We start from the raw sequence: 6,663 nt of genomic DNA, 5'->3' as shown, positions 1-6,663 counted from the left end.
TCCTCCTCGGCCATGGCGTACCCCTTGGTCACGTCCCCGTACTTCGCCCTTCCCACCAGGACCCTGTAGCCGGAGGCTCTCGCCATCTCCTCGGTCATGCCGACCGCGCCGACCTGAGGATATGTGAAGACGGCGTGAGGGACGGCGTGGCGGTCGACCTTCACCTTCTCCTTATCTTTCTCCCCCTCTTTGCCGAAGGCGTTATCCCAGGCCGTCCTCGCCTCGCGGTTCGCGGCGTGCCTGAACATGTCTTTTCCTATGGCGTCCCCGAAGGCCCATACGCCGGGCCTGGTCGTCTCAAGATAATCGTCGACCACGATCCAGCCGTGGCGGTCGACCTCGACCCCCGTCCTCTCCGGCTTGAGCAGGTCGGCGTTCGACCTCCTCCCCAGGGCCACCATCACCTCCTCGGCCGCAAACTCCCTCCCCTCGCCGGATTCCAGGTCTCGGGCGGAGACGACCTTCTTTCCCCCCTCCCACTCCACCTTCACCACCTCGTGGCCGGTCTTGACGCTGACGTGCTCTCTGAGCCTTCTCTCCACGATCTCGGAGATCTCGGGGTCCTCGTGGTCCAACAGTCTGTGGCTTCTCCCGATGATGGTCACCTCTGTTCCCATGGCGGAGAAGAAGTGGCCGTACTCACAACCGATGTACCCTCCGCCCAGGATGGTCAGGCTCTTGGGAGGGCGCTCAAGCTCCATCACCGAGACGTTGTCCAGAAAGCCCGCCTCCGCCAGGCCCGGTATCGGGGGGACCGAGGCCCTCGCCCCTGAGCCGATGAAGATCTTGGGGGCGGTGATCGTCTCCTCGCCGACCCTGATCTCGAGGTCTCCGACGAACTCGCCCCAGCCCCGATACCAGTCCAGGTTCTCGTTGGTCTTGATGGACCGCTCCATCCCCCGCCTCCCCTCCTCGACTATGGCGTGCATCCGCCTCATTATGAGGTCGAAGTCGATCTCCTCGACTTTGGCCTTCACCCCGGCGGCCCTCGCGTCCTCCAGGGCCCTGACCGCGTCCGCAGGATAGATCAATACCTTTGAGGGGATGCAGCCGTTGTTGAGACAGGTCCCGCCCAGGGGGCCGGAGTCAACCAGGGCGACCTTCATCCCCGCCCTCGTCCCCCTCGATGTGATGATCATCCCTGCGCCGGAACCGATGACGATCAGGTCATACCTTTTCATGCCCTTCACCCGAATCTCCTCGAACTTCGAGCCTTCAACTCTTCAGATACCTCTCCGGCTCCTTCTCAAAGGCCCTCTTGCAACCCGGAGCGCAGAAGTAGTAGGTTCTGCCCTTGTACTCGGCCTTGAACTTCGCATCACTCTCGTCTACCGTCATGCCGCATACCGGATCTATGGCCAAAATGCTCTCCTCCAAGATATCTTCAGACGACTTAGACTTCAGCCTCTCAGCCTTCGATACCCTTCCCATATCCCTCTTCGCGGGGGGGACATATCCCTTCAACATCAACGATAACGATACCACCGTCACGGAGCTGGCGGCCATGGCGAGGGCCGCCAGCTCCGGCCGGAAGGCGATCCCCAAGGATGGGTAGAGAACCCCTGCCGCAACCGGGATCAGGGCTGAGTTGTAGGCGAAGGCCCAGAAGAGGTTCAGCTTCACCCTTCCCATCACCTTCCGGCTGAGCTCGATCGCCGCCACCGCGTCCATCAGATCGTCCTTTATCAGGACGATCTCGCCGCTCTCGATGGCCACGTCGGTCCCGCTTCCAATGGCGATACCCACATCAGCCTGAGCTAGGGCCGGTGCATCGTTGATCCCGTCCCCGACGAAGGCCACGACCATCCCTTTCTCCTGGAGCCTCTTTATCTCCCGGGCCTTATCCGAGGGGAGAACCTCGGCCAGGACTCTATCGATCCCGATCTCTTTCGCCACCATCCTGGCGGTGGAGGGGTTGTCGCCGGTGATCATCAGAACGCTAAAGCCCATCTCTTTGAGCTTTCCGACCGCCTCCCGCGAGTTCTCCTTGAGGGCGTCGGCGATGCCGACCACTCCCAGGACCTTCCCTCCGAGAACGACGAGGAGGGCGGTCTTCCCCTCCTCCTCGAGGCGGAGGGCGGCCTCCTCGACCTCTTCTGAAATCTCAATTTCCCTCTCCCGGAGGAGAAGCCTGTTTCCGATCGCCGCATCTTCCCCATCGATCCGGGCGAGGACGCCCTTTCCTCCCAAGGCCTCAAAGGAGGTCGGCTCGGCGAGGGCGACGCCTTCGCTCCTCGCCCTTCTCACCACGGCCTCGGCGAGAGGATGCTCCGAGCTCGCCTCGATCCCTCCGGCTATACGGAGAAGCTCCGCCTCGACGATACCGAAGCCCAGAAGGTCGGTCACCTCGGGCCTTCCCGCGGTGAGGGTCCCGGTCTTGTCGAAGACGACCGCATTGAGCTTCTCCGTCGCCTCCAGGGCCTCGCCGCTCTTCACCAGGACCCCAAGCTCCGCGGCCCGGCCGAGGCCGACGGTGATCGCGGTGGGGCTCGCCAGCCCCAGGGCGCAGGGGCAGGCCACCACCAGGACCGAGATGGTGGCGGTGAGGGCGAAGAGGAGGGGGTCGCCGGGGACGAGATCTGTGAGGACGAAGCGCCAGAGTAGGAAGGTTGCGGCCGCGATGGCCAGGACCGCGGGGATGAAGAAGGCGACGGCTCTATCCGCCAGCCTCTGGATGGAGGGCTTGGATCCTTGCGCCTCCTCCACCAGGGCGATGATCTGAGCGAGGACGGTCTCCTTCCCCACCTTTGAGGCCTGAAACCTGAGGGCCCCGTTCTTGTTGAGGGTCCCGCCGACGACGGCATCCCCCGCCCTCTTGAGGGAGGGGATCGGCTCGCCGGTGATCATCGACTCGTCGACGTAGCTCTCGCCGCCGACGACAACCCCGTCAGCGGGAACCTTCTCCCCCGGCCGGACAAGGATCAGGTCGCCAGAGACGAGGTCGGCGGCCGCCACCTCCACCTCCAGGCCGTCCCGGAGGACGGTGGCTGTCCTGGGCTGCAGGCGAACCAGCTTCTTGATCGCTTCAGAGGTCCTCCCCTTCGCCTTCGTCTCCAGGTACCTTCCCAGAGTCAGAAAGGCTGCAAGAAAGACGGAGGTCTCGTAGAAGATGAACTGAGGTGTTAGAACGATTCCGAAGGTGCCCATAAGGCTCGAGGCGAAGGCGACCCCTATCCCCATGGAGTACATGACGTCCATGGTCAGGCTCCGGTGCCGTAGAGCCCTGAGCCCGGCCGAGAAGATGGGACTGGCGAGGTAGACGAAGGGCGGTGTCGATATGACCAGCATCAGGTAGGGCATCGGCAACGGTGGGGAGAGGGGGGCCATCCCCAGAACCATCAGTAGGGCCCCTGCGGCAAAGCCCACCAGGATCCTTCGCCGCTTATCCCCAAGGTCCCTCTCTCTCGCCTCCACCTCCCTCTTCTCGGCCTCCTCGCTCTCCTCTCCTGCGACCCCCACGTAGGTATAGCCGGCCCCCTCTATCGCCGCCCTCATATCGGATACGGAGGCGATCTTCGGGTTGTAGGTGACGTACGCCCTCTCGGACGAGAGGTCGACGCTGACGCCGCTGACCCCCTCCACCTCGCCGATGGCGTCCTCCACCACGGATAGGCAGGAGGCGCACATCATCCCGCCGATCTTGAGGGCGACCCTCTCGTTGACGACGCCGTATCCCGCCTCCAATACGGCCCTCTCCAGGTCGATGAGCTTCGTCTTGGCGGGATCGTACTCGACGGAGGCGGTCTCTGTTCCCAGGTTCACCCTGGCCTCAACGACCCCCTCCACCTCCTTCAGGGAGTCCTCTACTGCGGAGGCGCAGGATGCGCAGATCATTCCCGATATCTTGAGCTCGGCCTTAGTCTCCTTCTCCGCCATCTTCTGGTCCTCCTCTTCCGCCAAAGTGTCCTTCCCGCCATCATCAGAGTTTCAGACCGCCCTTCAGATGAATCTCTCAAACCGGTCCATCTCGGCCTTGCATATGGGGCAGACTCCCGGAGGCTCGTCTCTTGCGCAGAGGTAGCCGCAGACCCGGCACCTCCAGACCGGGTAAGAGAGAGAAGAGATCGACTCGGCGGAGGGGGAGGTGAGGGATCGCGCCGCCCTCTCCCGCACCTCCGGCGACGGCCTTCTTTCGGGAACGGGTCCCGGCTCCCGCTCGCCCGCGAGGACTTCCTCGGAGACGTAGAGGGCACAGTAGCAGGCCCCGTACTCGTTCAGATCCGGGTCTCGATAGTCGCAGGGACATATTATGTCCAGGTCGTCGTCCCTGTCCCCCGAGGCGAGCCTGCAGGGGCAGGCCCGATAGCCGTAGCGCCTCTCGTTGACCAGAAGGCCCCGGACCAGGTCTTCGGTGAAGTCCGCGTCCGGGTTGAGGTGGTAGCCCATCTCCTCGGCCTCCCTGTCCAGCTGCTCGAAGAGGGCCTCCACCTCCTCAGAAGATGGCTCAAAATCGGTCATAGCCCAAGCGCCTCCTTTATCTCCCTCTCCTTGTACCCGACGATGCACAGGTCGTCGTCGATGACCGTGGTGGGAAAAGACGCGTTCGGGTTGTGCCGCTTCACCTCATCAAGGGTACTCTTCCGTTCTTCCCCCTCCAGAAGATCGACGTAGATGTAGCTGTACTCCACCCCCAGGTCAGCGAGGAGCTTTTTGGTCTTCTTGCACCAGACACAGGTGCTGAGGGCGTAGAGCAGTATATCGCCCCGGTCTTCCCCCTCGACGTGTTCGAATCCCATAGGATCACCCCATCTCGAAGATTTGCAGGTAATCCAAGGCGTTGATCGAATTAATAAGTTGTTACAGCAAGGGACCCGGGTGGTGGGTTGGTAAGGCGGTGAGCGATGATCTTATCAGCAATCAGATGGTAAAGATATTTTCATGACTGACGAAGTCCAGGTCAGAGCCGAGAGGCCGAAATCCGAGAACCCGGTGGTCATCGAGGGGTTTCCGGGGATCGGACTGATCGGAAACATCGCAAGCCAGTACGTCGTCAACCAGCTGGAGATGGACTACCTAGGCGCCATAGACTCTAGGTTCTTTCCGCCCCTATCGGTCCTGGTGGGCGGGGTAGCCCACATGCCGGTGAGGATATACGAGAAGGCAGACCTGGGGGTGGTGGTGATAAGCTCGGATATTCCGGTCCACCCCGCAGCCTCTTACGACCTCGCCCGGGGGATCGTATCCTGGGTCGAGTCGATCGGAGCTAAGGAGATGGTCTGTCTTGCCGGGATTACGGTGATGGGCGAGGAGCAGAGGGTCTTCGGCGCCGCCACCACCGAGGAGATGCTGGAGAGGATAAGGGAGAAGGTGGAGGTCTTCGAGATCGGGACGATATCGGGTATATCAGGGAGCGTCATGAACGAATGCCTGCTCCGAAATATGCCGGCGATATGCCTCCTGGGCGAGACCCACAGCATGGCCCCAGATCCTCGGGCTGCCATCGTCACCGTCAAGATGCTCAACACCCTCTACGGCCTCGACGTCGATACGAAGGAGCTTGAGGAGAGGGCGGACGAGATCGAGCTTCAGATGCAGAAGCTCGCCGAGCAGGTGAAGAGCACCTCTGCCGAAGAGGTTCCGGGCAAAAAAGAGCTCCAGTACCCGATGTACGGGTGATGATCATGGAATGCGTTGCACTTACTGGGATATCCAGACAGGTGATCAGGGAGCTCGTAGAGAACGGGATCCGGACCCTCGAGATCAGGAGCCCTCAGAACTTCCTCGCCCTCCTCCACTCGAGCCCCGGAGACGTCATCTTCCTGACCGAGGCGAGCGGCCCGGACATCGTCGCCGGGACCGGCGGTATGCTGACTCGTATCCGGGAGATTCAGGTGGTGACCCACAAGATGGTCCAGGCCGGAGCCGACTTCTACGAGGAGAGGGAGGCCCAGGCGGCGAGGGTCCAGCTTGCGATGGTGGGCCATGGTCGGGTGAGGGGCGTCAAGAGCTTCGGGCTCGGATCTCCGACCGTCTTGGACGTCGACGAGGTCTGCTACTACGACGCGGGATGAGCCGAGGACAGTCCCGCAGCTTTTTTATATTTATTGGATGTACAGCGATATATAAAAAAAGGAACGACAGGTGAGATCCGCCCGATGGCAGGCTGACCGTCGTCTTTTTGGACCTCAACTCTGCTCATCCCTCGATCTCGTAGGTGATGGTCACCGCAGCCGTCACCTCCACGTCCCCCGGCACAATCGGCGTCGCACCCCCGGCGTCGGCGGCGAAGAAGACCCGGCTCTCGGCCATGGGCTCGGTCGAGGCTCCACCCTCGGAGATCGATAAGACTCGGCCGAGATTCACCCCCGCAGCCTCCGAGATCACCAGGGCCTTGCCCACGGCATCATCGACCGCGTCCTCCAGGGCCTCCTCCTGGACTCCCGCGGGGTCCCGGAGTCCGAAGGTGACGCTCTCCACGCTGTTGGTCCCCGCGCCAACGGCGGCGTCGAGGACCTCGCCCACGTCCACCTCATCGGTGAGATCTAGGGAGAGGGTGACCTGGTTTGAGACCTCGAAGACGACCTTCTCGGACCTCTTGCCGTCTATCCAGTCTCGGGTGGGGTATATGGAGAACCTCGAGGTCTTGATCTCCTCCTCGGGGACCCCGGCCGCCAACAGGGCCTGGATGGAGTCGGCCATCATCCGGGCGTTATCGGCGACGGC

7 protein-coding genes are annotated in these 6,663 nt (G+C 62.4%); 2 read left to right on the top strand and 5 right to left on the bottom strand.

What is annotated here, in order from left to right; translation table 11 throughout:
* The 4 genes from ACP5EL_RS00295 to ACP5EL_RS00280 all read right to left on the bottom strand — a co-directional run.
* Positions 1-1,181: dihydrolipoyl dehydrogenase family protein (locus ACP5EL_RS00295; protein ID WP_428400425.1), on the bottom strand; the 1,181-nt coding region annotated here is incomplete at its 3' end.
* A 34-nt stretch (positions 1,182-1,215) separates the two neighbouring features.
* Positions 1,216-3,876, bottom strand: a complete 2,661-nt coding sequence (locus tag ACP5EL_RS00290; protein WP_428400424.1) for a heavy metal translocating P-type ATPase — start codon at positions 3,874-3,876, stop codon at positions 1,216-1,218.
* Positions 3,877-3,939: 63 nt separating this feature from the next.
* Positions 3,940-4,458 carry a ferredoxin-thioredoxin reductase catalytic domain-containing protein gene (locus ACP5EL_RS00285; RefSeq protein ID WP_428400420.1) on the bottom strand — a complete coding sequence of 173 codons (519 nt, stop codon included), beginning with the start codon at positions 4,456-4,458 and terminating at the stop codon, positions 3,940-3,942.
* Complete coding sequence (locus ACP5EL_RS00280; protein WP_428400419.1) at positions 4,455-4,736, bottom strand: glutaredoxin family protein; 282 nt, start codon at positions 4,734-4,736, stop codon at positions 4,455-4,457. The genes ACP5EL_RS00285 and ACP5EL_RS00280 overlap by 4 nt, the downstream gene beginning before the upstream one ends.
* Before the next feature lie 142 nt (positions 4,737-4,878).
* On the opposite strand from ACP5EL_RS00280, the gene ACP5EL_RS00275 reads away from it, so the two are divergent.
* Together ACP5EL_RS00275 and ACP5EL_RS00270 are read left to right on the top strand one after the other, a co-directional pair.
* The gene (locus ACP5EL_RS00275; RefSeq protein WP_428400418.1) at positions 4,879-5,616 is read left to right on the top strand and encodes a proteasome assembly chaperone family protein; all 738 of its coding nucleotides are present in this window, start codon (positions 4,879-4,881) and stop codon (positions 5,614-5,616) included.
* Positions 5,617-5,621: 5 nt separating this feature from the next.
* Positions 5,622-6,011, top strand: a complete 390-nt coding sequence (locus ACP5EL_RS00270) for a DUF473 domain-containing protein (RefSeq protein WP_428400417.1) — start codon at positions 5,622-5,624, stop codon at positions 6,009-6,011.
* A 124-nt stretch (positions 6,012-6,135) separates the two neighbouring features.
* Here the strand turns inward: ACP5EL_RS00270 and ACP5EL_RS00265 are convergent.
* Positions 6,136-6,663 (bottom strand): SIMPL domain-containing protein (locus ACP5EL_RS00265; protein WP_428400416.1); only part of this gene is annotated, 528 nt, incomplete at its 5' end.

The organism is Methanocrinis sp., assembly GCF_049974945.1.
Lineage (GTDB): Archaea > Halobacteriota > Methanosarcinia > Methanotrichales > Methanotrichaceae > Methanocrinis.
This window is presented reverse-complemented; position numbering and strand designations above follow the sequence as displayed.